A 22789-nucleotide genomic window follows, 5' to 3' on the forward strand; every position below is an offset into this window, starting at 1 on the left:
GGGGGGTGGAGGGGTGCAGGGCTGAGGTGTGCGGGGCGCTGGGGTGCGGGGCGTTGGGGCGGAGGGCTGTGGAGCGGCGGGAGGCGGCGAGCGGCGGGCAGGCGAGGGAGAGCCAGGTCTCCAGGTCGGGCAGCTCGGCGGCGTGCTCGCGGGCGCGCAGCGCGGCGAGCACCCGCCCGGCGGCGGTGGTGCGCCCGTGCCAGACGAGCTGGCGCACCAGCACGGCGGCGTCTCGGGGGTCGAGCGCGGCGGGGTCGGCGGCGAGCGCGTCGGCGAGCGGGTCGAGGTGGCACAGGGCGGCTGCCGGGTTGAGCTGCCAGCGGGCGCGGGTCAGGCGGGCGGTGAGCGCGAGGTCGGGAGGGGGCTCGTGGGAGGTGGGGGGCACGGGCGCGACCCCGGCCCCGGCTCCGAACGCGAAGGCAGGCGCGGACACGGGGGTGGGGACGGGCGCGGGCACGAACCCGGCCCCAGTCCCGGCCCCGGCACCGGACGCGGGCGCGGACACGGGGGTGGGGACGGGCGCGGACCCGGTCCTGGCCTCGGACACGGACCCGGACACAGGCGCAGACACGGAGGTGGGTAGGGGAGCGGACACGAGTGCGAACGTGGACCCGGAAGTGGGCTCTGACGCGGAGGCGGACACGGGGGCGGAGGCAGGCACAGACATGGGCGCGGACCCAAATCCGGACACGGCCCCGGCCACGGACGCGGGCGCGGCCCCAGGGACGGAGGCAGACCCGGCCCCGGAAGCGGGCACTGGCCCGGACACGGAGGCGCCCCCTGACACGGCGGCGGGCGCGGAGGCGACCCTTGAGGCGGAGGTGGGCGCGGTCCCTGACACGGCGGCGGGCGCGGAGACGGGCGCGGTGGCGGGAGGCGCGTGCCGGTCAGCGGGTATGGGAGTCGCCGGACGGTCAGTGGGGGCGGTCCCCCGGTCCGCGCACCCGCACTGGCGGGCGGGGCTGTCCGAGTCCAGACCCCCGCCCTGAGGCTCGGCCTGCGGGCGGTTCGCGTCTCGGCGGTCCGCGTCTCGGCGGTCCACGTCTCGGCGGTGGGCGGCGGTGAGCCGTTCGACGGCGGTGGGCACGTCGTCGGCCGCGAGCGCGAGGTCGGCTGCGGCGACGAGCACGTCGACCGCCCAGGCGGGCGCGGGCAACCCCGCCGTGACGAGGTGGTCGGCGACGGTGGTGGGCGACTCGCCGCGCTCGTGCAGCGTCCGGGCGGCGCGCAGGTGCAACTCGGCGCGGCGGGCGGCGGGCAGCACGTCCAGCACGGCGGCGGGATCGGCCTGGTCGAGCCCGGCTCCCGCCAGGCGGGCGCGGGCGTCGGCGACGGTGGCGGGCGCCCGGCCGAGCAGGTCGGCGACCAGGTCGACGGTCACGGGGGCCGGGGGCGCGGTGGTGGGCGGGCGTGGGACGGCGAGCACGGCGGTGGCGTGCGCGGTGGCGGCCACCTCCGGGCCGCAGCGGTCGAGCAGTCCGGCGAGCGCGGCGCGGTAGGCGGGGCCCGGTCCGGCGTCCCCGGCCGCTAGGTCGCGGGCGAGCGCGCGCACCAGCGCTGGGTTCCCCCCGGTCACCGGCCACGGGGTCCCGTCGAGCAGTCGGGCGGTGGTGTCCGCCCGCAGCGGTGGCAGGTCGAGCACGACCGCGCCCGGCGCACGCGCCACGGTGCCCAGCGGGTCGGCGTCGGGCAGGCGTGGCAGGTCGGTGAGCGCGAGCACGACGGCCGCGCGCCTCGCCAGCGTCACCAAATCGAGCAGCACGCCCACGTCGGCGGTTCCGGCGTCGTCCACGGCCACCAGCACCGGGGCCCTGGAACCGCATCGCCCCACCGCCCCGGCCCGCGCGCCCGTTCCAGGCGTCGAGCAAGTCCCGCTCCCCGGTGGCTCCACACGCCCCGACGACTCGACTGGCTCCCGCCCACCCGGCGACCCGGTCCGGTCCCCCGCGAGCTCCGCCACCCCCGGCAGCGCGTCCGGCTCGGCGGCCAGGCAGCGGAAACCCGCCCCCTCCGCCAGCTCGACCAGCCACCCCAGCAGCGCCGTCTTCCCGTGTCCCGGCGCACCCCTGAGCAGCACCGCGCCCCCGCGCCCGTCCGCCGCGCCCGCCAGCAGGGCCGCCAGCGCCTCGCACTGCCCGTCGCGGTCAACCAGCCGCATCCCTCGCCTCCCCGCGTCCGCACCACCGACCTTCAGGCATGTCAACAGCCCTGTCAGTCGTCTTGTCCACCCCCCGACCACCGCGCCCCCACTGGCCGCCCACCCGCGCCGGGAACACCACGAAGAGCCCTGCCGCGCGGGCGTTCCGGGCTGAACACTCCCTGACGCGACCCCCGAACCAGTTCCAGGAGGCGATCCCCGTGACGCTGATCTACGACGAGCGCAGCGCGCGCAGCCACGACGCCGGAGCCGAGGCCTTCCAGGCGCTCGCGACCGCCGCCGCCGGGTGGGGCGCCCTGCGCGCCGCCGTGGAGCTGCGCCTGCCCGACCTGCTCCCGGAGACCCCCACCGCCGTCACCGAGCTGGCCGCGCTGGCGGGGGCCGCGCCGACGCGGCTGGCGCAGCTGGTGGCGGTGCTCGCCGACGTCGGCGTGCTCGCGCTGGACGAGCGCGCCCTCGTCTCCCACACACCCCTGTCCCGCGCGCTGCGCTCCGCCGACGGCCTGCCGCTCACCCGCCTGCTCACGGCGGGCTGGGCGGACGAGGCGTGGCGCGGGCTCGCGGACGGCGTGCGCGCCGACGCCTCCCCGTTCGAGCTGGTGCACGGCCACTCGCTGTTCGCCCGCTTCGCCACCGACCCCGCCGCCGCCGAGGTGTTCCACGAGGCGGTGGCCACCGGCCCCGGCGACCCGTTCGACGAGGCGATCCGCGCCGCGCTCGACCTGACCGGGGTCGCGCGGGTGGCCGACGTCGGCGGTGGGCGGGGCCGGTTGCTCGCCGCGCTGCTGCGCGAGCACCGCAAGGTCTCCGGCGTGCTGTTCGACCTGCCCGAGGCGGTCCGGGACGCGGCGCCCGAGCTGCGCGGCGACGACCGCGTCGAGATCCGGGCGGGCGACCTGTTCGTCGACCGGGTCGGCTCGGCGGACGTCTACGTGCTGCGCACGGTCCTGCACATGCTGGACGACGAGCAGGCGGTGCGGGCGCTGGCCAACGTCCGGGCCGACGCGCCCGCGCACGCCAGGGTCGTGGTCGTGGAAGCGCTTTCCGACGATCCCGAGCACCGGACCTACGCGGCGCACAGCAGCCTGCGGCTGTTCGTGCTGTGCGGCGGGCGGGAGCGCTCGACGGCGGAGTTCGCCGGGCTGTTCGACCGGGCCGGGCTGGAGCTGCGGTCGGTCACCGCGACCGGGACGCCCTACCACCTGCTGGAGGCCGCGCCACGCCTGAACCCGCGCACGGACGGGTGATCGTCAGCTCTCGCCAGGCCGCACTGGTGCGGCTCTGCTTGACTCGGTCCGCGCTGGCCGCCACACCACCCGGCCCGTTCGCCGGACCCGTTCGCGGGGTCCGCCGTCCAGGGTGGTCGGGCGCCCCGACCGGCCGCACGAGAGCCGCAGGGCGCGGAGCACGAGCCCGGTGGTCGGCGTGGTCCACGCCCCGGTGGCGGGACCCGCGTTCCGAGCGACGTCGAGCGAGAGCAGGACTGCGGGCGCCGCCAGGCGCACCCTCGTGGCGGCGGCGGGCCTGGCGCTCGCGCTGGCCGGACCGCTGGCCGCCTCGGGCACGGCCTTCGCGGACCAGGACCCCGAGGAGAGCAGGTCGACCACGGTCACCATCGCGGACGCGGGCACCGAGAACTGCCTGACCGCGCTGGACGAGCACGCCGCCGTGCTGCCGTGCGACGGCGAGGCCAACCAGGAGTGGGAGCTGGCGGAGGTCGACGGCAACGCCGTGACGCTGGAGGCGGTCGCCTTCGAGGGCAGGTGCCTGGCCAGCGAGGACGTCTGGTACGTCGCGCTCCAGGACTGCGAGGGCGGGGCCAGCGAGACGTGGGCGCTGTACGACCACGGCAAGGAGTCCGTGTCGGGCCTGGCCGAGGTGACCGGTGACGTCGCGTTCGTGAGCCCGACGCAGTTCCCGCTGACCAACCAGTTCGGCCTGGCGATGGTCGGGACCGGCAAGCCCGCCAAGTCGCTGTGGACGGTGACCGAGGTCGAGGAGACCGAGGAGTCCGAGGACACCGTCCAGGGCTGATCCACGGGATGAGGGGGTCTGCGGAACGCGTGCCGCAGACCCCCACCAGCCCAGAAGTCCACTGTGGACGAACGCGAACTACCGGACTCCCCCGAGCACCCGCGCCTCCCGACCGGCCCGCCGGGCGATCAGCGTCAGCAGCGGCCCGGTCGCCGCCGTCGTCACCAGCGCCATGACGACCAGCACCGTGAACAGGCGCCCGTCCAGCACCCCCAGCTCCAGCCCGACGCCGAGCACCACCAGCTCGGTCAGCCCCCTGGCGTTCATCAGCACGCCGACCTCGGCCGCGTCGCGCGCGGGCAGCCCCGCCAGCAGACCGCCTCCCGCCGCGCCGACCAGCTTGCCCGCGCACGCGGCGACGAGCACCAGCAGCACCTCCCCCGCGCCCGACCAGCCGAGGCCGCCGACGTCCACGGACAGCCCGGCCACCACGAAGAACACCGGCAGCAGCAGGGAGCTCAGCCCGCCGACCCGGTCCACCAGGGTCGGCGCGGCCTCCCGCAGCGCGTCCTTGGGCACGACCGCCCCGAACAGGAACGCCCCGAACACCGCGTGCAGGCCGATGGCGGTGGTGGCCAGCGCGAACAGCAGCAGACCCTGCACGACGACCGCGAACAGCACCGCGTCCGCGCGCGGCGAGCCGCCCACCAGCCGGGCCGCCCACCCCACCAGCGGCCGGACGACGAGCACCGCCACCAGGACCAGCGCCGCCGTCCAGGCCAGCACGGCCAGCGCCGACCACGGGCCGCGCGCGGTCACGATCCCGGCGACGACCGCGAGCGCGCACCACGCCACCACGTCGTTCACCGCCGCGCTCGCCAGCGCGACCACCCCCGACCGGGTGCGCTGCATCCGCCGCTCGGCCAGAATCCTTGCCAGGACCGGGAAAGCGGTGATCGACAGCGCGGCGGCGGTGAACAGCGCGAGCGCCTCACCGCCCTGCGGCCACAGCAGCGCCGCGACGCCGAGCCCGAGGCAGAAGGGCAGCACGACCGAGCCCGCCGACACCGCGCCGACCACCCGGCCCGTCCCGCGCAGCCGGTCGACGTCCAGCTCGCAGCCGACCAGGAACATGAACAGCACCAGGCCGAGCTGGGCGGCGAACGCCAGCGGCGGGCGCGCCTCGGGCGGGAACAGCAGCCCGACCGGGTCGCCGGGCAGCAGGCCGAGCAGGCTGGGGCCGAGCGCGATCCCGGCCGCGACCTCCCCCACCACCGCGGGCTGCCCCAGCCGCCTGGCCAGCGCGCCGAGCAGGGCGCCGAGGGCGAGGACGACCGCGAGGTCGAGGAACAGGAGCGCGACGAGCGAGTCGCCGACGGGGGAACCCGCCGCGACCGCGACCGGCGCGCTCAGCCCTTCGCCCCGGCCTGGAGCTCCCACAGCGAGGCGTAGCGCCCGCCGGACGCCACCAGGTCCTCGTGCGCGCCCTGCTCGGCCACGACACCGCCCGCGTCCAGCACGTAGATGTGGTCCGCGTGGCGGATGGTGGACAGCCGGTGCGCGATCACGATCAGGGTGCGGCCCTTGGCGAACGTGGCCAGCGCGCGCTGGATAGCCGCCTCGGTCTCGTTGTCGACCGCCGACGTGGCCTCGTCCAGGACCACCACGGGCGGGTTCTTCAGCACGGTCCTGGCCAGCGCGATCCGCTGCCGCTGCCCGCCGGACAGCGACGCGCCGTGCTCGCCGACCACCGTGTCGTAGCCCAGGGGCAGCGACTGCACGAACGAGTGCGCCTCGGCCGTGCGGGCGGCGGCGCGGACCTGCTCGTCGGTGGCGGAGAACGTGCCGTAGCGGATGTTGTCGGCGATCGTGCCGTCGAACAGGAACGGGTCCTGGGAGACGAACCCGATGGAGGCGCGCAGGTCGGGCAGGCGCAGGCCGCACACGTCCTGCCCGTCGAGCAGCACCCGGCCGGAGTCCGCGTCCTGGAACCGCATGAGCAGCTTCGCGATGGTGGTCTTGCCCGAGCCGGTCGCGCCGACGATGCCGGTGACCTTGCCCGAGGCCGCGCGCAGCGACAGCCGGTCCAGCACGCGCGGGCGGCCATCGTAGGAGAACGACACCCGGTCGAGCGCGATCGCGCCCTTGACCCGCTCGCGCGCGAGCGCGCGTCCCCCGGTCGGCTCGGCGGGCAGGGACATCAGGTGCTCGACCCGGTCGTGCGCGGCGAGGGTGCGCTGGTACTGGTCGACGATCGGGCCCAGCCGGGTCAGCCGCATGACCATCTGCTGCGGCAGCCCGATCAGCGGGCTGAACCGCTCGAACGCGAGCGTGCCGTCCAGCACCTTGAGCCCGCCCACGAGCAGGGTGCCCGCCATCGAGCAGGTGGTCCAGGCGCGGATGCCCTCGCCGAACCGGACGGTGTGCAGCTGGGTGCGGGTGGCCGCGTCGGCGCCCGCCAGCTCCAGCCGGTCGACCAGCTCGGCCTCGTGGTCCTCGGCGCAGGCGCCCTTGACGGTGGCGGCGGCCTCCAGGCTGGCGGAGAGCCTGCTGCGCAGCAGGGCGGCCTGCTCGCCCGCGTCGGCGTAGTCGGCGGCGGCGCGGTCGCGCTGGCGCAGGGACAGCACCGCCACGAACGGCAGCGGCAGGAACGCGATCCAGGCGATGCCCGGCGCGAGCAGCAGGAACGACGGGACCAGGATCACCGCGCTGGTGGCGAGCTGGACCACCTCGCCTGCCGGGCCGGAGAAGAACGCGCCGAGCTGGTCGACGTCGTCGGCGAGCACGCCCGCGACGCGGGTGGGGCGCTCGCGCTGGAGGTGCCGCATCTGCAGGTGCTGGGCGTGGCGGTGCAGGCGGGCGCGCTGGTCGCGCTGGACCCCTTGGCCGAGCTCGCGCCAGCGGGCGCCGGAGGCCGCGGACAGCGCGACGACGACCCCGCAGGTCACGGCGGCGCCCGCGGCGAGGGCGAGCAGCTGGGCGGGGCCGCTCGCGATGCCGAGCGCGGTCAGCGGGGCGTGCTCGCCCTTGATCAGCACCAGCAGGATCCAGCCGAGGAACAGCCCGAGCCCCAGTTCGGCCAGCTGGCAGGCCGCGGTCAGCGCGGCGGCCACGGCCAGCGCCGAGCGGCGCCTGCCGAGGACGCGCACCAGCGGGTGGGCGGAGAGGCGGGTCCCCGGCGCGGTGCGGCGCAGGGGGCGCAGGAGGGCGCGCCAGGCGCGGCGCAGGACGGCGGACGAGACGCCGGTGAGCAGGCCGACCAGGGCGAGCGGTCGGCGCAGGGCGGCGCCCCCGCGCCGGAGCGCGACCGCGCTGCCGGTGGTGTGCGGCGCGGTGGCGGGCGGGGCGGTGGCGGGCGGGGCCGTCGTGGTGCGCCCCTCGACCACCAGCGGCGCGGTGGCCGAGGCGGCGACCGCGTCCCGCAGGGCGGCGCCGACCTCGGTGACGCCGAGCTCCCGGTCGTGCAGCACCAGCACCCGGCCGGTGGCGGGGCTGGCCTGGACCCCGGTGATGCCGGGCAGGCGCAGCAGCGCGGCCTCCAGGGCGCGCGCGGCGCGCGGGTTCCCGCGCACGCGCGGGACGTCCCAGCGCTGGCGACCGGGGACGACCGAGCGCACCCGGAACCCGGTGAGCCTGGTGGTCGGGGCGGCGTCGAGGAGCTGGGTCATGGCGGGGGCCTTCTCTCGGGGGAGGGTCGCGGGGTCAGCGCGCTCTGGCGTCCGGCCCGGTCGCGGCGGGCCCGGTCGCGGCGGGGACGGCTCCCCGCGCGGGCGTGCCCTGCTCGGGCACCTCCACGTCGGCGACGAGCCGGGCGGCGGCCATCTCGGCGGTCACCTCGGCGGCGATGTCCTGGAACTCCTCGCCGACGGCGTGCGCGGCGCGGCGCGCCCCGGCGGCGATCCCGATGGAGGTCTTGACGATGCCTCGGGCGAGCGGTTTGGCGACCCTCCTGGCCACGGGGACGGTCAGGAGACCGGCCAGGAAAGGAGCGACGAAGGGCATGGTGCTCCCCGATTCCTCAGGCGGTGGACGCGCGAAGACGATCAGCGCTTGGGCAGCAACGCTAGTGGAGCGGGCGGGCGCTCCCGGCGGATCGACCGGGGGTTCACACTTTCCGGTGGACAGCACCGCCCGGTGGGCCCAAAGGGGGTGATGGGCGCGAAGTCGGGCGGGCGCCGGGGGCAGGGGGCAGGGGGCCGGGCGGGCACGGGGGCGCTGTCCACCTACACCGGCACGGTGCTGTTCCCGCTGCACGGAGCGAGGCGGGCACAGGGCGCTGGGTCGGGGCTGCGCGGGCACGAGGCGCGGTGGGCACGAGGCCAAGCGGGCGCAGGGCTGGCCGGATGGCCGCAGGGGCGAGGCGGTCGGCAGGGAACTGCGGGCGCACCCCGCGCGACGTCGGGCCCTCGGCCCTCACCGCGCCTGGCGGGAACCCGTCGACCACCGGCTGCGGCGCACGCTTTCCCGCTTCCGTGCCGCCTCATCGCAGGCGGGTGCCCGTGGTGCGGCTGTCGACCGCGCGGGCGGAGGGCTCCCGCGCGCGGGACAGCGGACGCACTTCCCGCAGTAGCAACGCCCTACCGCCCTCGACCTACGCGGGCGACGGAGCGAACGCGCGCTCAGCAATGTCGATGGTGCTACCCCCGACCAGCGCGGGGCGGCGGAACGAACGCGCGTTCAGCAGTGCCGATGGTGGTGCCCCCGATAGGCGCGGGGCGGCGGAACGAACGCGCGCTCGCCGGTGGCGGCCCCCGGCCCGCGCGGGACGGTCTGCGGTTCAGCTGTCCCCGCGCGCGCCCTCGCCGAGCCCGCAGGCGGCCCAGGCCGCCTCGATCATCCGGAACACCTCGTCCACCGCCGCCTCCGGGTCCGGCGCCTCGCGGGCGAGCGCGGAGGCGTCGACCACGAACCGGGCGATCGCCCGGCACGCCGTGGCGCCCGGCGGCGCGCCGAGGTCGGCGGCGAGGGCGGTGGCCAGCGAGGTCGCGTGACGGGCGCGCATGCACTCGTCGTAGCCGCGCAGGGCGGGCGAGGAGTCGATCAGGCGCCACAGCGGGGCCGAACCGGCCCCGGTGCAGTGCCGCACCACCCCGTGGACCTCGCGGCGCAGGGCGAGGACCACCGCCTCGTCACCCCGGTCCGCCACCGCGCCGACGAGGCGCTGCTCGAAGTCCGCGTCGTGCGCGAAGACCAGGGCTTCCTTGCTGTCGAAGTGCGCGAAGACCGTGGTGACGGCGACGTCCGCCTCGGCCGCGACGTCGCGGATGCCGACCGCGTCGTAGCCGCGTTCCAGGAAGAGCCGCAGGGCGGTGTCGGCGATCTTCTGGCGGGTCGCGGCCTTCTTGCGCTCGCGACGGCCGGGCGGTGCGGTCACGGCGGGATGCTACCAAACACAAAAAGCTACCTGTTTCAAAACCCTAACCGTTAGGGCTATTGTCGACGGCATGAAGAAGATCAGCTTCAGCGAGCACGGCGGACCGGACGTGCTGCGGTTGGTGGACGCCGACGAGCCCCACCCCGGACCGGGGCAGGTGCGGGTGGCCGTGCGGGCGGCGGGGGTGAACCCGTTCGACTGGCGGGTGCGCGAGGGGCAGTTCCCGGTCGACCTGCCCGCCGGGACCGGGCTCGACGCGGCCGGGGTGGTGGACGAGGTCGGCGCGGGGGTCGACGGGGTCGCGGTCGGCGACCGGGTGTTCGGCGAGGGGATCGACACCTGCGCCGAGTTCGCGGTGCTCACGGCGTGGGCCCCGATCCCGGAGGGCCTCTCGTTCGAGGAGGCGGCCGGGTACCCGTCCGTGGTGGAGACCGCGCTGCGGGTGCTGCGCGAGGTCGGGGCGGAGGCCGGGCAGACGCTGCTGGTCAGCGGCGCGTCCGGGGGCGTCGGGTCGGCGGTGCTCCAGATCGCGCGCGACCGGGGCGTGCGGGTGATCGGCACGGCGAGCGCGGCGAACCAGGACTACCTGCGCGACCTGGGGGCGGTCGCCACGACCTACGGGGACGGCTGGGCGGAGCGGGTGCGGGCGCTGGGACCGGTGGACGCGGCGCTCGACCTGGCGGGGGCCGGGGTGCTCGCCGACCTGGTCGCGCTGACCGGCGACCCGAGCAAGGTGATCACCATCGCCGACCGGGCCGCGTCCGAGCACGGCGTCCGGTTCTCCGGGGCGGCGCACGACGTGCCCGCCGCGCTGGCCACGGCGGTCGAGCTGATCACCAGGGGCGCGCTTCGCATCCCGGTCGAGCGGTCCTACCCGCTCGCCGAGACCGCCCAGGCGCACGCCGACAGCCAGGCCGGGCACGCGCGCGGCCGTCGGGTGGTCGTGGTCTGAGCCGCGACGGCTCACCGGTGCCGGGGCACCCGGCGGTGCAGCGGTCGCGCCTGCGCGGGGACGGGGGCGTGCGCGTGCGGGGCGGGGTCGCGGTCGAGGCGCCGCCCGGCCGGTGGGGTGGGCGGGTCGAACCGGAGCACCGCGCCCGCCGCAGCGGTGGAGAACGAGCGCGACCCGTCGACGTCGGCGGGGCGCTCGCGCCGGGGTCGGGGGCGCCGCGAAGGGGGGCGCTGAGGTCGGGCGCGCTGGGCGGGCGGGTCGGCCCGACCCGGCGGGCGTGGCCGCGCACCGGCGACCAGCAGGGCGGCGGCCCCGCCCGCGACGAGCAGCAGCGGCGCCCCGAGCGCGACGCGGCCCGCGAGCCCGCGCACGACGGCCGACGAGATCCCGGTGGCCACCCCGAGCAGCACGACCGGGTGCGGTCGGACCGCAGGCCTGGCGGCAGGAGGGGCGGTGGCCAGCGCGTCCCGCAGGGCGGCGCCGATCTCGGTGACGCCCAGCGACCGGCGGTGCAGCACGAGCACCCGACCGGTGACCGGGTTCGCCCGGACGTGGGTGATGCCGGGCAGGCGCGGCAGCGCGGTCTCCAGCACGAACGCGGTACGCGGGTTCCCGCGCACCTGCGGGACGTGCCAGCGCTGGCGACCTGGGACGACCGAGCCGACCCGGACCCCGGCGAGGGCGTAGGGCATGGCGCTCCCCGATTCCCCGAGCGGTGGACGCGCTGGGGCGCGCGTCTCCTGTGCGCCGACGTTAGCGGAGCGAACGGGAACCCTCCCCCGGAGCTCCGGGGGTTTCACGCTTTCCGGCGAGCCCGCGCCGGGACGGTCACGGACCGGGAGCGACCTCGTCCCGGCGGGCGAACGCGCGCGCCCCGAACGCGACCAGCGCGCTGCACACCGCCGCGCCGACGAACGCCAGCACCGACCCGATCACGAACAGCCCGTCGTCGGAGATGATCGCCGCCGAGACGGTGAACCCGAGGGTGAACCCGACCGTCGTGCCCGCCGCCGCGAACCACGGCCGCACCCCGCGCAGCACCACGGCCCCGACCAGCACCACGAGCAGGCACACCGCGCACCCGACGCCCTGCCACACCTGGTACGGCCCCGTGAGGGTGAGCCCGTCGGGCGACAGGTCGCGCTCGGTGTCCCAGCCGAACCACGCGAACCAGCTCAGCGCGGACAGGACCGCGACCACCAGCGCGCCCACGAGCTGGGAGCCGGTCCGGTCGTGATCCGGGTTAGTCGTCACGATCTTGACGCTACCCCGGTTCTCGCGGAGGGGGTCACGGAAGCAGTCCACCGCAACAACAACCCCATCACGGTCCGCCTCGGGCACGTCCGGCGTGGACACCTCGGCCCGCGCTCACCCGAGCAGGACGGCCGCCGCGACGACGCCGAGCCCGTTGTTCACCGCGTGCACGAGCACGCTCGGCCAGATCGACCCGGTCCTGCGGAGCAGGACCGCGCTGAGCACGCCGACCAGGAACGCCACCGGCAGGATCACGTTGATCCCGTGCGCGAGCGCGAAGACCGCCGAGCTGAGCGGCACCCCGGCCCACCAGCCGTACCGGCCCAGCGCATTCGCGACCACACCTCGGAACAGCAGCTCCTCGCCCAGCGGTGTCAGCAGCGCGCCCGCGAGCAGGGAGACCACGAAGGACAGCGCGCCCGCGCCCGCCGCGGCCTGGTAGCCGCCCTGCGGGTTGTCGTTCGCGACGAGCACGGTGTAGGCGGCGACCACGGCGGCGTTCGCGAAGTAGGCGAGCACCCCGAACCCGGCCCCGACCGCGAGCTGCCCGCCGGACGCGCGCCGGAACCCGAACACGTCCAGCCGCCTGATCCGCACCAGCGCGGCGAGCGCGAACGCCCCGATCCCGGCCCCGCCGGACACCAGCAACCCGGCGTGCCCGGCCGCCGCGCCGTCGGCCGGGAGGGACAGCAGCCAGAGCGTCCCCGGCACCAGCAGCGCCACGTACGCGACCAGCCCCACGACCAGCTCCAGCGGCCCCGGCCCGACCGGCTTCCCGTCCGGCAGCCCGACCGGCCGCCCGGCGACCCGCTCCTGCTCGACCACGTTCTTGGTCATCGCTCCCCTGCTCCCCCCTCGACGCCCGCCCTCCGGCGGGACCCTGGCGGCACGCTGTACCGGTACACCGTACCGGCACGGCGTGCGGCACACTGTGCCGGTACGATTTGGGCATGTCGACGCGGGAGAGAATCACCGAAGCCGCACTGAGGTTGGCCCTGGTGGACGGCCTGGGCGGGTTGAGCGTGCGGGCCGTGGCGCGGGAGGCGGGGGTGGGGGCGACGACGCTGCGCCACTACTTCCCGACCCAGGCCGAGCTGTACCGCGTGATCGCCGCGCGGTACGTGAACGCGCAGCTCTCGGACCTGGGGATCGCGGACGCGGACCGCGACCCGGTGCAGCGCCTGCACGAGTGCCTGGTCCAGTTCCTGGCGCCCGCCGACCAGCCGGACCAGCGGTTGTCGCTGGAGAGCTGGTTCGAGCTGCACCGCACCGCGCTCGCCCCGGACGCGCTGCCGACCGGGCGCGAGACCCTGGTGAACGGGCACCACAGCTCGGCGGACGTGCTGACCCGCTGGCTGACCACCCTGGCCGAGCAGGGCCACCTGGCGGCCGAGGGCGTGGCGGGGCACGCCGGGACGGCGCTGGCGCTGATCAGCGGCCTGCACCTGACGATGCTGATCGACCCGGAGCGCTTCGACCACGCCTCGGCGGTGCGCTCGCTGCTCTGGTTCGCGCGCGGCGCGATCACCGGCTAGCGGCACCCGCGACGGGTCCGGACCGGGTCGCAGACGGCCGGGACCCCGGACCGCCCACCTCCGCTGCGGGCGGTGGGCGGTCCGATCACGGCGTCAGCGCCGCTCCTCCCGGTCGGTCACCGGCCGGTCCACGTCGGAGCGCTGCGGCGGGACGACCCCGTCCGCGCCCTCGACCAGCTCCTTCGCCCGCCGCAGCGCGGCCCGCAGCTCGGCGCGGGAGACCCGGCCGTCGACCGGCCTGGCCAGCAGCTCGATGCCGTCACCGCGCGCGGTGGGCCGGTTGCGGATCTCCACCCGGTCGCCCAGCGCGCCCAGCGGGCCCGGCCAGGCGGCGGGCACCCGGTCGCACTCCACCGTCACCACCAGCCACCGCTCGGCGCCCGCGCGGCGACCGCGCCACGCCAGCGCGACGACCACCCCGGCCAGCAGCACCGCCACGGCCCTCATCCGCCGCCTCCTCCCGTGGGATGGCCAGCGGGTAGCCCGCGCTCCGCAGGTCAACCGCCCGGCCGGGGTTTTCCACGCGCACGGCTCACACCGGGTCGTGCCCGTCCGGGTCGGCGGTCACCCGACCGCGCTTGGGCGGGTGCATGAGCGGGGTGTCCTGCGCGTGGACGGGCAGGTCCTCCTGGCGGATGCGGATGGTGGCGGACGGGGTGGAGGTCTCCACCCTGCGGACCGGCGCGTCCGGCGAGTCGAGCAGCTGGGCGGCCCTGGGGGCGAACTCGGCGTCGGTCAGCACGTCGTAGCTGTCCGCGCGCATTCGGACCACGGGCGTGCCGCCGGGCCCCCGGACGATGTGCGCGATCAGCCCGAGCACCCCGGCCAGCAGCCCGCCGCACAGCGCCCCGTAGCCGATGAGCAGCGGCGTCGACACGATCGGGTCGACCCAGCCGAACGCGCTGAAGAACCACCCGAGCGGCGCGCCGATCACCGCGCCGAACCCGGCCGACGTCGCCGCGACGCCCAGCGAGCTCGGACCGGCCGCGATCTGCTCGAAGCTGTGCAGCCCCCGGCCGACGATGGTGGCCCGGTCGACCGGGAAGTGCCGGTCCGACAGCAGCTCGACGGCGCGCTCGGCCTCGGCGTACCGGTCGTAGGTGCCCACCGCGGTCTGCGGCCGGTCGGGGTCGGTCGGCTGGTGCTGCGCTCTGCTCACAGCGGTCAACTCCTCGCTCGTTCCGGTGGCGCTCCCTCAACGCCCCAGGATGCCCGACCGGCGCTCCGGCGAACCGCAAGCAATCACACACCGCTGGCACCGGCCCCACCGCCGGGCCGTCGCGCGGGCGGGGTCAGAAGTGCGCCAGCACCGACTCCCGGGAGACCTCGGCCAGCGTCGCGGGCGACCAGCGGGGGTCGCGGTCCTTGTCCACGATCTGCGCGCGGATGCCCTCCACCAGGTCGTGGTCGCGCAGGCAGGCGGAGGAGACCCGCAGGTCCTGGGCGAGCACGGCGTCCAGGTCGGGCAGCTCGCGGGCCCTGCGCAGCGCCTCCAGGGTGACCTTGAGCGCGGTCGGCGACTTGGTGGTGATCAGCGCGGCGGTGTCGGCGTGTCCGGCGGCCTCCAGCCGGGCGAGGACCTCCTCCACGGTGTCGGCGGCGAAGCAGTGGTCGACCCAGGGGGCGCGCTCGGCCAGCGCGGAAGGCCCTGGATCGGCGGTGTGCCGCGCGACGACCGCCGCGACACCCACGCCCAGGTGCGCGCCGAACTCCAGGTCGTCCACCAGCGCGGGCAGGGCGGTGGAGGGCACGAAGTGGTCGGCCAGCCCGCAGTGGATCGCGTCGGCTGCGGACAGGTGCGCGGCGGTGAGCGCGGCGAAGGCGCCCAGCTCACCGGGCGCGCGGGAGAGCAGGTAGGCGCCGCCGACGTCGGGCGCGAGGCCGATGCCGACCTCGGGCATGGCCAGCCGGGTGCGCTCGGTGACCACCCGCACCGAGCCGTGCGCGGACACCCCGACCCCGCCGCCCATGACGACGCCGTCCATGAGCGCGACGTAGGGCTTGGGGAACGCGCCGATGGTGGCGTTCATGCGGTACTCGTCGGTCCAGAACCCGATCGACTCGTCGCCGCCCGCGCGGGCGTCGTCGTGCACGGAGCGGATGTCGCCGCCCGCGCAGAGCCCGCGCTCCCCCGCGCCGTCGAGCAGCACGGCGCGCACCGAGTCGTCACCGGCCCAGGCGGTGAGCGCGGCGTCGATCTCCACGACCATGGCCCGGTTCAGGGCGTTGATCACGCCGGGTCGGTTGAGGGTGATCCGGCCGAGCCCGCGCTCCACCCGGATGACCACGTCAGACACTGACACCACTCCTCGCGCTGCTCCGCCCGGCACCGGCCCATTGTGCGAGCCGGTGCGGCGGTCGTGCGCGCGGGGGTCTGGTGCCCGAGGAGCGCGCGCTCGACCGGTCAGGGCGCTCAGCGCGCCGCCGTCAGCGCCTCCTCCACCGTCTCGTGCAGCGGGATCAGCTTGTCCACGGCGGTCGCCTCCAGGGAGCGCCGCACGGTGCGGCTGGGCACCGCCCGCACCAGCCCCCGGCCGACGCGGTCGCGCAGGTAGGCGAGCGCGGCGATGCCGGAGGAGGCGAAGAAGGTCACCTCGGACAGGTCGACGACCAGGGCGGACGCCCCGCCGTCGACCAGGTCGGTGGCGAGCACGCGCAGGTCGTCGCTGTTGGACATGTCGATCTCACCCGAGGCTCGCACGACGGCGACGCCGTCGACGACCTCCCCGGTGATGGCGTGGGTCTCGGGAGATGTCACGGCACAATGATGCCCCGATTCGGGCCGCTCGACACGACGGATGTTCACGTCCGCTTCGGGTGGGCCGCACCGGTCCGGCGCGGCCCACCCGAGTTCCGGCGAAACCGCAGGTCAGCCGGTCGACACCGGGGGCTTGGGCAGGCTCTCCGGGACGGTGGCCAGCGCGGCCCGCCAGCGCGCGGCCATCTTGTCGTAGCCCGCCGTGGACGGGTGCACGCCGTCGGCGAGGTCGCCGGGCACGAACCCGTCGTGCATGTCGACCAGGTGGACCCGCCGCCGGTCCGCCACGATCCCTGGTAAAGCGTTGTTGAAGGCGAGCACGCGGGCCTCCAGGACCGGGTCCTCGATCGGCGTGATCTTCGCGACGAAGACCCACGCGGCGGGCGCGGTGAGCTGGATGCGGTCCAGCAGCGCCCCGAGCCTGGCCGGGGCGTTGGGGACGTCGTAGTCCTGCCCGATGTCGTTGGTGCCGATGTGCAGCAGGACCACCCTGGGCGTGGTGGCGCGCAGCCAGCCCTGGATCCTGGCGTGGAGCTCGTCGATGCGCCAGCCGGGGTGGCCCTCGTGGTCGTGGTCGCCCAGCTCGGACGGGCCGTTGGAGCCGGAGCCGACGAAGTCCACCGCGTACCCCTCCGCGACCAGCCTGCGCCAGAGGCCGACGCGGTACCCGCCGGGCACGTTCCAGCCGTCCGTGATGGAGTCGCCGAGCGGCATGACGCGGGTGCCGCCGTTCGACTCGGCCGCGCCTGCGCCGGGGGCGACCAGCAGGGTTCCCGCCAGGACCACGACCAGGGCGAGCAGGGCTTTCCGGGGTGACCACACCATGGGCGGAACCGCCTTTCCCCAGGCACACCGGGGAGAGCGGGCTCGGACGGCGGATCAGCGGGCTCGCCCACCCAGGTCGCGCGCTCGAAGAGCTGTGGCCGCCAATGTAAGGACGGCTCACGTGCGGTGTCCACGGATTCCGGGCGGGATGTGCGCGCGGCCCACCCCAAGGGAGCAGCGGCGCTCCCACGGGACTCGGCGGGCGGACTCGGCGGCCAGGTTCGGCGGGCGGGTTCGGCGGGCGGGTTCGGCGGCCGTTCTCAGCGGCTGGGCACGTCGTGCCCGGCGTCCTCCCCGCGCGCCGCCCCGGCGCCCACCCCGCCGACCGGTTCGGTGCGGTCCTGCTGCGGCACCGCCGAGGCCCCGCCGCGCTCCAGCGCCGCGCCCTCCACGTCCAGCACCGGCAGCCAGCGCAGCGACCGGGGCAGCCACCAGGCGGCCGAGCCCATGATCGCCAGCGCGGCCGGGATGGCGACCATGCGCACCACCACCGCGTCCACCAGGATGCCGATGGCCAGCGCGAACGCGATCGGCTTGATCGTCGCCTCGCCCTCGGGCACGAAGCCCGCGAACACCGCGAACATGATCGCGGCGGCGGCCACCACGACCGGCGCGGCCTGCCGGAACCCGGTGACGACCGCCTCGCGGGGCTCGGCGCCGTGCGCGTGCGCCTCGTGCATCCGGGACACCAGGAACACCTGGTAGTCCATGGCGAGGCCGAACAGGATGCCGGTGACCATCATCGGGGCCAGGCTCATCAGCGGCCCGGTGGTCTCGGCGCGCACCACGTCCTTGAGCCAGCCCCACTGGAACACGGCGGTGGTCGCGCCGAGCGAGGCGCCGACGGTCAGCAGGAACCCGAGCACGCCCGCCACCGGCACCGGCAGCGAGCGGAACACCAGGACCAGCAGCACGAGCGCCAGGCCGACCACGAGCACCAGGTAGGTGGGCAGCGACTCGTCGAGGCGGTGCGAGACGTCCACGCCGACGGCGGTGGTGCCGGTGACGTAGACCGTGGCGCCGTCGACCCCGGACACGGCCGAGCGCAGCTCGTCGACCAGGGCGATCGTCTCGGCGCTGTCCGGCGCGGACGCGGGGACGACGTTGACCAGCGCGGCGGTGCCGTCCGAGTTGACCTGGGCCTGGCCGACGGCGGCGACGTCGCCGAGCTCCTTCGCCCGGCTGGACACCTCCAGCGCGTGCCTGGCGACCTCGTCGCCCTCGACCAGCACCAGCAGCGGGCCGGTGAAGCCGGGTCCGAAGTGCTCGGAGACGATCTCGACGGCCCTGGCCTGGGTGCTGCCCTCGGCGGGGCGCTGGGCGAGGCTGGTCTGCATCGAGAACGCCGGGATGGCCACGACGGCGAGCGCGGCGACCGCGACCACCAGCACCGGCCAGCGGTTCTTCGTGGTGGCGCTCGCCCAGCGGCGGTAGACGCCCCGGTCGACCGGGCGGGCGCCCGCGCGCAGGCGGCGCGGCAGGGCGCGGCGGCCGATGAAGCCGAGCGCGGCGGGCACCAGGGTGACCGCGATCAGGACCGCGACCACGACCGTGGCGGCGGCGGCCACGCCCATCTCGGTGAGGAACGGGATGCCCGCGACGGCCAGGCCGGTCAGCGCGATGACGACGGTGATGCCCGCCGTGACCACGGCCGACCCGGCGGTGCCGACGGCCATCGCGATGGCGGAGGGCACGTCGCGGCCGTCGATCAGCTCGTGCCGGAAGCGGGTGACGATGAACAGCGCGTAGTCGATGCCGACCGCGAGGCCCAGCATCACCGCCAGGATCGGGGTGGTCGACTGGAGCTCGACGAACCCGGTGAGCAGGGTGATGCCGAGCGCGCCGATGCCGACGCCGACGACGGCGGTGAGCATGTTCATGCCCGCCGTGACCAGCGAGCCGTAGGTCAGGGCGAGCACGAGGAGGGCGACCGCGACGCCGATGACCTCGGCAGGGCCGCCGATGCCGACGACCTCCCTGGTGGCCTCGCCGGTGACCTCGACGGCGAGCCCGCCCTGCCGGGCCCCGGCGACGGCGTCCAGGAGGGCCTGGCGCTGCTCGTCGGTGATGTCGGGGGCCTGGACGTCGTAGGTGACGGTGCTGTAGGCGACGGCCTGGTCGGCGGAGACGACGGGCGCGGCGGGGTTGAGCGGGTTGGTGGCGGAGGTGACGCCGGGCAGCCCGTTGAGCGCGCCGACGAGCCGGGTGACCTCGCCCGCGACGAGCTGGTCGGTGATCCGGGCGCCCTCGGGCGCGCGCACCACGACCTGGGCGGACGCCCCGGACGGCCCGCTCCCGAACTCGGCCCGCATCCGCTCCAGGGCGGTCGTGGACTCCTGGCCGGGGATGGAGAACGTGGTGACGGTCTTGCCCGCGAGCGCGGTGGCCCCGAACCCGAGCCCGATCAGCAGCACGAGCCAGGCGAACACCACCGCCCCCCGGTTCCGGTACGAGGCCGAGCCGAGCCGGTGCAGGAAGGTCGCCATGCCACTGGTCCTTTCACCACCTGATGTCCCGAATCAGAATTCCCCGCCGATGGGCATCGGTGAACGGACACTTTCCGGTGATTGGTCCGGTGTGGACGGTGGGTTTCACCCGGTGAGGCGACAAAGCGGCGGACCGGCAGCGCGACCGGCAGAACAGCGGCAGCTGCCCCCTGGCACCGCGACGGCGCCCGCCGCCGTTCCTAGCGTCGACCCCGACAGCGCGTTATCCCTCCGACCGCAGTGGGGTGTGGATCCGGCATGGCTGGCAGGGCACTGCTCATCGATTCCGCCGACCTGGACGACGTGGCCTCGGCCGCCGCGCTGGGCTTCGTCAGCGGGGTGACCACCAACCCGACCCTGATGCGCCGCGCCACCGCCGAGCCGCTCAAGCACCTGGGCGAGCTGCTCGCGGCGAGCGGGCTGCCCGAGGTCTACTACCAACCCACCGGCGCGCGCGGGCCGCTCCTGGACGAGGCCGTCGAGGCCTGGTCGCTGGACCCCGACCGGGTGGTGCTCAAGGTCCCCGCGACGCCGTCCGGGGCGCCGCTGGCGCGGGAGCTGGTCTCCAGGGGCGCCCGCGTCGCGCTGACCGCCGCGCAGGACCCCGTGGCGATGGCGGTGGCCGAGGCGATCGGCTGCCACGCGGTCATCCCCTACGTCGACCGGGCGCTGCGCGACCCCAGGGTCGCCTCGGAGCTGGTGCGCGACCTGGTGGCGCTGCGGACCGGCCCGACGCTGGTGGTGGCCGCCTCGGTCAAGAGCGCGGGCCAGCTGACCCGCGCGCTGGCCGACGGGGCCGACGCGGTGACCGCGCCGCTGGACGTGCTCGCCGCCGTGCTGGGCCACCCGGCCCCGCTGGAGGCGGAGCGGGCGTTCGAGGCCGAGTACGCCGCCGAGCCGGGGACCGACCGGTGAGCGGGTTCGCCGCAGCGCTGTTCGACATGGACGGCGTGGTCGTGGACACCGAGGCGACCGTGGCCGCGTTCTGGCGGTCCGTGGCCCGCGACGAGGGCTTCGCGATCAGCGACGAGGACATGGACCGGCACGTGCACGGCCGCTCCGCGCTGCACACGCTGCGCCACGTCTTCCCCGACCTGCCCGAGCACCGGCACGGCGAGGTGTACGAGCGGATGCGGGTGGACAACGAGACGCTGCGCTACAGCGGGATCCCCGGCGCGTCCGCGCTGCTGGCGGCGCTGGCCGACGGTGGGGTGCCGCTGGCGCTGGTGACAGGGGCCCAGTCGTGGAAGGCCGACGCGGTGCTGGGGCAGCTGGGCCTGGCCGGGCTGTTCGGGGTGCGGGTGAGCGCCGAGGACGTGGCGGCGGGCAAGCCGGACCCGGCCTGCTACCGGCTGGCCGCCGAGCGGCTGGGCGTGCCGATCGCGCGGTGCGTGGTGTTCGAGGACGCGGTGAGCGGGGTGACCTCGGCGGTGGCCGCCGGGGCGACGTGCGTGGCGCTGGCCGCGCCGCACCGGGTGGACGCCGTGCGGGCGGCCGGGGCGTCGGCCGTGGTCGGCGACCTGTCCGGGGTGCGGTTCGACGCCGCCCTCGGGGTGCTGGACCTGGACGGGGCGGTGGCGCTGCCGCTGTCCGGCGCCCGCGCGGCGAGGGCGGTGACCCCGTGACCGGGACGGCCGAGGGCACGACGCGGACCAACCCGACCGCGACGGCCGCCGCGCTGCTGCCCCAGCCGGTCGACCGCTGGGACACCGCGGGGGCGTTGGGGCTGACCGGCCGCGACGAGGTGGTGCACCGCTCGCACCTGGTCGGCGCGGACCGGGCGCTGACCAGGGAGGGCGGCGGCAACTTCTCCGCCAAGGGCGTGGCCCCCGACCTGCACGGCGAGCTCGTGGACGTGCTGTGGATGAGCGCGTGGGGCTGCGACGGCGCGACCACCACCGCCGAGGACTTCCCCGTGCTGCGCCTGGCCGAGCTGCGGCGCCTGCGCGCCGGGGCCGAGGTGGACGAGTCCGCGATGGTGGCGCACCTGGTGTCCTCGGGCCTGGTCGGCGAGCAGCGCCGCCCCGGCATCGAGACCCTCACCCACGCGTTCATCCCGGCCGCGCACGTGGACCACTGCCACCCGGACGCGGTGATCGCCCTGACCTCGTTCCCCGGCGGTCGCGAGGCGGCCGAGGAGGAGTTCGGCGACGAGGCGATCTGGTTCGACTACCGGCAGTTCGACGTGGGCGTGGCCCGCGAGCTGGCCGACCGGATCGAGGCCGCCCCGCGCTGCCGGTTCGTGCTGCTGGCCCACCACGGCCTGTTCACCTGGGCCGACACCAGCGAGGCCTGCTACCGCAACTCGCTGGAGGCGGTGGCCCGCGCCACCGCCGCGCTGGGCCGGGCGCTGCGCGGGCCCGCGGACCTGGGCGGGCGCGTGGTGGAGCCGCTGGACGAGGCCGGGGCCGACGCGGTGCTGGGCGAGGTGCTGCCGGTGCTGCGCGGCGAGCTGGGCCGGGGCACGCCCGGCGTGGTGCTGCACGTGGACCGCTCGCCGGAGGCGGTGGAGTTCACCTCCTCGGCACGCGGGCCGGAGCTGAGCCAGGTCGGGCCGGGCTGCCCGGACCACGTGGTCACGGTCGGCTTCCGGCCGCTGCCGCTGGACGCGCCCACGCCCGGCGACCCGGAGCTGCGGCGGCGGGTCGTCGAGGCGGTGGCGGGGTTCCGCCGCTGGTACGACGGCTCGTACGAGCGGCACGCCACCCCGGTGGCGCGGGCGATGGGCAAGCGCGGCAGCGCGCCGAAGGTGCTGCTGCTGCCGGGCGTGGGCGTGGTGGCGGGCGGCGCGGACGCGGCCAAGGCGCGGCTGTGCGCCGACCACTTCGAGCAGACGATGGTCGTCGCGCGCGCCACCGACGCGGCGGGCGGCTACCGGACGCTGACCGAGGAGCAGTCGGTCGTCGACGAGTACTGGCCGCTGATGCGGCTCAAGCCGCAGCTCAAGCCGCCGGACGGGCGGCTGTCCGGGCGGGTCGCGCTGGTCGGCGGCGGCTCGCCGGAGGCGGTGGCCGCGATCGCCGGGCGGCTGGCCTCGGCGGACGCGCACGTGGCGCTGGCGGGCGTGCCCGGCGAGGTCGCCGAGGCGCTCGTGGCCCGGCACGGCGAGCGGCGCGCGGTCGCGGTCGGCTCCGGGGAGCGCGCCGTGCGGGAGGCGGTGCTGGCCTACGGCGGGTTCGACGTCGTCGTGGACCTGGACGCCGGGGGCGCGCTGGCGGACGCCGCGCTGCCGGTGCTGGCCGCCCAGGGCCTCGGCGGGTCGCTGCTGACCGCCTCGGGCGAGGAGCGCGCCGACGAGCTGGCCGACACCGCGGCGCGCCTCGCCGCGCTGGGCGAACCGCACGGGGTCGGCGCGGCGGCCGTCACCTCCGCCGACCCGGCCGCGATCGCCGACGCGGTCCTGTTCCTGACCACCACCGACACCTGGCGAAACCCGGTCCTGCGACCGCTGGCCGGGCGGAAGGGCTGAGCGC

Annotated in this window: 20 protein-coding genes and 1 pseudogene; 7 read left to right on the forward strand and 14 right to left on the reverse strand. The window is 76.4% G+C overall.

Translation table 11 applies throughout. The features are described from left to right. A pseudogene (locus tag LV78_RS41235) lies at positions 1-2158 on the reverse strand (AAA family ATPase); the annotation flags it as partial. A gap of 200 nt (positions 2159-2358) precedes the next feature. Here LV78_RS41235 and LV78_RS33860 point away from each other — a divergent pair. Together LV78_RS33860 and LV78_RS33865 are read left to right on the forward strand one after the other, a co-directional pair. Continuing rightward, positions 2359-3405 carry a methyltransferase gene (locus tag LV78_RS33860; protein WP_253850064.1) on the forward strand — a complete coding sequence of 349 codons (1047 nt, stop codon included), beginning with the start codon at positions 2359-2361 and terminating at the stop codon, positions 3403-3405. A 112-nt stretch (positions 3406-3517) separates the two neighbouring features. Beyond that, the gene (locus tag LV78_RS33865; protein WP_253850065.1) at positions 3518-4192 is read left to right on the forward strand and encodes a ricin-type beta-trefoil lectin domain protein; all 675 of its coding nucleotides are present in this window, start codon (positions 3518-3520) and stop codon (positions 4190-4192) included. Between the two features lie 78 nt (positions 4193-4270). Here LV78_RS33865 and LV78_RS33870 read toward each other — a convergent pair whose 3' ends face one another. The 4 genes from LV78_RS33870 to LV78_RS33890 all read right to left on the reverse strand — a co-directional run bounded on the left by LV78_RS33870 (position 4271) and on the right by LV78_RS33890 (position 9506). Next, positions 4271-5572, reverse strand: a complete 1302-nt coding sequence (locus tag LV78_RS33870) for a cation:proton antiporter domain-containing protein (protein ID WP_253850066.1) — start codon at positions 5570-5572, stop codon at positions 4271-4273. After that, entirely contained in the window at positions 5542-7800 is a 2259-nt protein-coding gene (locus LV78_RS33875) for an ABC transporter ATP-binding protein (RefSeq protein WP_253850067.1), read from the reverse strand. Before LV78_RS33875 ends, LV78_RS33870 begins: the two co-directional genes overlap by 31 nt. A gap of 34 nt (positions 7801-7834) precedes the next feature. Next, positions 7835-8134 carry a DUF5132 domain-containing protein gene (locus LV78_RS33880; RefSeq protein ID WP_253850068.1) on the reverse strand — a complete coding sequence of 100 codons (300 nt, stop codon included), beginning with the start codon at positions 8132-8134 and terminating at the stop codon, positions 7835-7837. 775 nt (positions 8135-8909) lie between these two features. Further along, positions 8910-9506 (reverse strand): TetR/AcrR family transcriptional regulator, encoded by a 597-nt coding sequence (locus LV78_RS33890; RefSeq protein WP_253850069.1) that lies wholly within the window; start codon positions 9504-9506, stop codon positions 8910-8912. A 70-nt stretch (positions 9507-9576) separates the two neighbouring features. Here LV78_RS33890 and LV78_RS33895 point away from each other — a divergent pair, with 70 nt between their 5' ends. Continuing rightward, on the forward strand, positions 9577-10458 hold the full coding sequence (locus LV78_RS33895) for an NADP-dependent oxidoreductase (RefSeq protein WP_253850070.1): 882 nt from the start codon (positions 9577-9579) through the stop codon (positions 10456-10458). 11 nt (positions 10459-10469) lie between these two features. Here LV78_RS33895 and LV78_RS33900 read toward each other — a convergent pair whose 3' ends face one another. The 3 genes from LV78_RS33900 to LV78_RS33910 form a co-directional block, all read right to left on the reverse strand. Beyond that, positions 10470-11150, reverse strand: coding sequence for an HMA2 domain-containing protein (locus tag LV78_RS33900; protein WP_253850071.1), 681 nt, complete (start codon positions 11148-11150; stop codon positions 10470-10472). A gap of 136 nt (positions 11151-11286) precedes the next feature. Continuing rightward, a complete protein-coding gene (locus LV78_RS33905; protein ID WP_253850072.1) occupies positions 11287-11712 on the reverse strand; it encodes a hypothetical protein in 426 nt (141 codons plus the stop codon). Between the two features lie 114 nt (positions 11713-11826). Next, positions 11827-12549, reverse strand: coding sequence for a CPBP family intramembrane glutamic endopeptidase (locus tag LV78_RS33910; protein WP_253850073.1), 723 nt, complete (start codon positions 12547-12549; stop codon positions 11827-11829). A 113-nt stretch (positions 12550-12662) separates the two neighbouring features. Here LV78_RS33910 and LV78_RS33915 point away from each other — a divergent pair, with 113 nt between their 5' ends. Next, the gene (locus LV78_RS33915) at positions 12663-13247 is read left to right on the forward strand and encodes a TetR/AcrR family transcriptional regulator (RefSeq protein WP_253850074.1); all 585 of its coding nucleotides are present in this window, start codon (positions 12663-12665) and stop codon (positions 13245-13247) included. 93 nt (positions 13248-13340) lie between these two features. Here LV78_RS33915 and LV78_RS33920 read toward each other — a convergent pair whose 3' ends face one another. The 6 genes from LV78_RS33920 to LV78_RS33945 all read right to left on the reverse strand — a co-directional run bounded on the left by LV78_RS33920 (position 13341) and on the right by LV78_RS33945 (position 19316). Continuing rightward, positions 13341-13694, reverse strand: a complete 354-nt coding sequence (locus LV78_RS33920) for a hypothetical protein (RefSeq protein ID WP_253850075.1) — start codon at positions 13692-13694, stop codon at positions 13341-13343. A gap of 85 nt (positions 13695-13779) precedes the next feature. Continuing rightward, on the reverse strand, positions 13780-14406 hold the full coding sequence (locus LV78_RS33925; protein ID WP_253850076.1) for a general stress protein: 627 nt from the start codon (positions 14404-14406) through the stop codon (positions 13780-13782). 133 nt (positions 14407-14539) lie between these two features. Then, positions 14540-15544 (reverse strand): enoyl-CoA hydratase/isomerase family protein, encoded by a 1005-nt coding sequence (locus LV78_RS33930; RefSeq protein ID WP_253850077.1) that lies wholly within the window; start codon positions 15542-15544, stop codon positions 14540-14542. Positions 15545-15660: 116 nt separating this feature from the next. Beyond that, positions 15661-16005 carry an STAS domain-containing protein gene (locus tag LV78_RS33935; protein WP_253850078.1) on the reverse strand — a complete coding sequence of 115 codons (345 nt, stop codon included), beginning with the start codon at positions 16003-16005 and terminating at the stop codon, positions 15661-15663. Between the two features lie 111 nt (positions 16006-16116). After that, positions 16117-16830: an SGNH/GDSL hydrolase family protein gene (locus tag LV78_RS33940; RefSeq protein WP_253850079.1), complete on the reverse strand. Its 714-nt coding sequence runs from the start codon at positions 16828-16830 to the stop codon at positions 16117-16119. A gap of 260 nt (positions 16831-17090) precedes the next feature. After that, positions 17091-19316 carry an MMPL family transporter gene (locus LV78_RS33945; protein WP_253850080.1) on the reverse strand — a complete coding sequence of 742 codons (2226 nt, stop codon included), beginning with the start codon at positions 19314-19316 and terminating at the stop codon, positions 17091-17093. Positions 19317-19574: 258 nt separating this feature from the next. Between LV78_RS33945 and LV78_RS33950 the strand changes: the two genes are divergently transcribed. The 3 genes from LV78_RS33950 to LV78_RS33960 are packed head-to-tail and all read left to right on the forward strand — an operon-like array spanning position 19575 to position 22785. Continuing rightward, positions 19575-20231 (forward strand): transaldolase family protein, encoded by a 657-nt coding sequence (locus LV78_RS33950; protein WP_253850081.1) that lies wholly within the window; start codon positions 19575-19577, stop codon positions 20229-20231. Further along, positions 20228-20941, forward strand: a complete 714-nt coding sequence (locus tag LV78_RS33955; RefSeq protein ID WP_253850082.1) for an HAD family hydrolase — start codon at positions 20228-20230, stop codon at positions 20939-20941. The genes LV78_RS33950 and LV78_RS33955 overlap by 4 nt, the downstream gene beginning before the upstream one ends. Next, positions 20938-22785, forward strand: a complete 1848-nt coding sequence (locus LV78_RS33960) for a class II aldolase/adducin family protein (protein ID WP_253850083.1) — start codon at positions 20938-20940, stop codon at positions 22783-22785. Before LV78_RS33955 ends, LV78_RS33960 begins: the two co-directional genes overlap by 4 nt. Positions 22786-22789 lie beyond the last annotated feature (4 nt).

Source organism: Actinosynnema pretiosum (assembly GCF_024171695.1).
GTDB classification, from domain to species: domain Bacteria; phylum Actinomycetota; class Actinomycetes; order Mycobacteriales; family Pseudonocardiaceae; genus Actinosynnema; species Actinosynnema pretiosum.

Coding starts and splice junctions, on each gene's coding strand:
- LV78_RS33875 (WP_253850067.1), bottom strand. CDS start 7,800: ATGACCCAGCTCCTCGACGCCGCCCCGACCACCAGGCTCACCGGGTTC.
- LV78_RS33880 (WP_253850068.1), bottom strand. CDS start 8,134: ATGCCCTTCGTCGCTCCTTTCCTGGCCGGTCTCCTGACCGTCCCCGTG.
- LV78_RS33895 (WP_253850070.1), top strand. CDS start 9,577: ATGAAGAAGATCAGCTTCAGCGAGCACGGCGGACCGGACGTGCTGCGG.
- LV78_RS33900 (WP_253850071.1), bottom strand. CDS start 11,150: ATGCCCTACGCCCTCGCCGGGGTCCGGGTCGGCTCGGTCGTCCCAGGT.
- LV78_RS33910 (WP_253850073.1), bottom strand. CDS start 12,549: ATGACCAAGAACGTGGTCGAGCAGGAGCGGGTCGCCGGGCGGCCGGTC.
- LV78_RS33915 (WP_253850074.1), top strand. CDS start 12,663: ATGTCGACGCGGGAGAGAATCACCGAAGCCGCACTGAGGTTGGCCCTG.
- LV78_RS33920 (WP_253850075.1), bottom strand. CDS start 13,694: ATGAGGGCCGTGGCGGTGCTGCTGGCCGGGGTGGTCGTCGCGCTGGCG.
- LV78_RS33940 (WP_253850079.1), bottom strand. CDS start 16,830: ATGGTGTGGTCACCCCGGAAAGCCCTGCTCGCCCTGGTCGTGGTCCTG.
- LV78_RS33945 (WP_253850080.1), bottom strand. CDS start 19,316: ATGGCGACCTTCCTGCACCGGCTCGGCTCGGCCTCGTACCGGAACCGG.
- LV78_RS33950 (WP_253850081.1), top strand. CDS start 19,575: ATGGCTGGCAGGGCACTGCTCATCGATTCCGCCGACCTGGACGACGTG.